The organism is Alicyclobacillus sp. CIJ1, assembly GCF_057538885.1.
In genome coordinates this window covers 1-1,439 of sequence record NZ_BAAJPH010000065.1, presented here as the reverse complement: position 1 = coordinate 1,439, position 1,439 = coordinate 1, and the positions used below count along the sequence as shown (strand labels likewise).

Here is a 1,439-nt window from a genome sequence, read left to right as displayed (position 1 = left end):
GGTATTGAGTCAATACAATGGACACATCAAAACCGAGAATGTACAAGATTTCCTGCCCGATGCGCTGCCTGGGCCGTGCTTGACATGGAGCCTCCGCGGGCATGATGTCGCGTTTGACCGCAGCCGAGCCACGCTCGCCCTTGGAAGACCGGCCAGGCTATCATGCCCGCCTCTCCACGTCAAGCACTCACTTGGCCATCTGCACCGACACCTTTCAACTTCGCCTCGAAGTATTGGCGCTCGACGTCATCGGGCGTCCGATACCCAACTGCACCGTGGATCCGTTGTCGGTTGTACCAGATTTCGATGTACTCGAAGATCCGTCGGATGGCCTCAGCTCGCGTCCGGAATCTCTCTAGGTACACGAGTTCTCGCTTGAGCACGCTGTGGAATGATTCCATACAAGCATTATCATAACAATTCCCTTTCCGACTCATGCTCGCCGTCATCCCATAGGCTCTGAGCCGGTTCTGATACGCTTGCGACGCGTACTGGCTTCCACGATCCGAATGGTGCAGGACAACGCCGTCGCGTTGCTGCCTGTGTTTGTGTGCTTGCTCCAGCGCGCGGATGCAGAGATCTTTGGACATCCTCGCACCTGCGCTCCAACCCACAATCTTACGGCTGTACAGATCTTCAACGCTGGCAAGATACACCCATCCTTCATCTGTCGGAATGTAAGTGATATCTGCCATATAGACCTGTCCTGGCCGTTCTGCCACAAAGCGTTGATTGAGGACGTTCTCATGCACGGGATGACGATGCTTCGAATCCGTTGTCGCTTTGTACTTGCGTACGGTACGACTCCGAAGTCCGTGCTCTCGCATAAGACGGGCTACCGTCTTTTGTGCGATGCGTTCCCCGTCCCGACGTAGGAGCGCTGTGATCTTTGGACTCCCATACAATCGACGAGATTGTAAGAACAGCTCATGAATGCGACGAATCCGTCGCTTCCTGCGCTTGGCGCGAAGACTTTCGGGCCGTCCGCGCCATGCGTAGTAGCCGCTCCGAGATACACCGAGGACTTTGCACATCTTCTGAACCGGAAATTCGGAGCGGTGCTTGTGGATCCACGCATACACTACTTCCGGTCGTTGGTGAAGATGCGCATGGCTTTTTTTAGGATCTCATTCTCCTCTCGCAATTGGCGATTTTCCCGCTCCAGATCGCGCATCGCTTTCGCTTCCGGTCTCAGGTTTCCGCTTCCGACGAACGGGGTTTCAGGATCTTCGCGATACTTCGCGATCCACCCGTACAAACTCTTCACAGATATCCCGAGATCGCGTGCGATTTCACTTGCTGGCTTGTGGCCTTCCAAAGCGAGTTGAACAGCATGGAGTTTAAAGTCGTTGTCGTACTTTTGTGTCACGTGGCTCACCTCGAATCGACTTATTCTTACATTCTCGATTCGCCGTGTCCACTGTTTTAACCTAACACCA

Annotated in this window: 1 protein-coding gene; it reads right to left on the bottom strand. The window is 54.1% G+C overall.

Features of this window, described 5'->3' with window-relative positions; genetic code table 11:
• Positions 1 to 179 precede the first annotated feature (179 nt).
• Positions 180 to 1,369 (bottom strand): IS3 family transposase gene (locus AC27E8_RS03370; protein WP_487098095.1). Its coding sequence is split into 2 segments (ribosomal slippage): positions 180 to 1,123 and positions 1,123 to 1,369, totalling 1,191 coding nucleotides; the frame shifts between segments, so codons are not numbered across the junction.
• Positions 1,370 to 1,439: the final 70 nt, after the last annotated feature.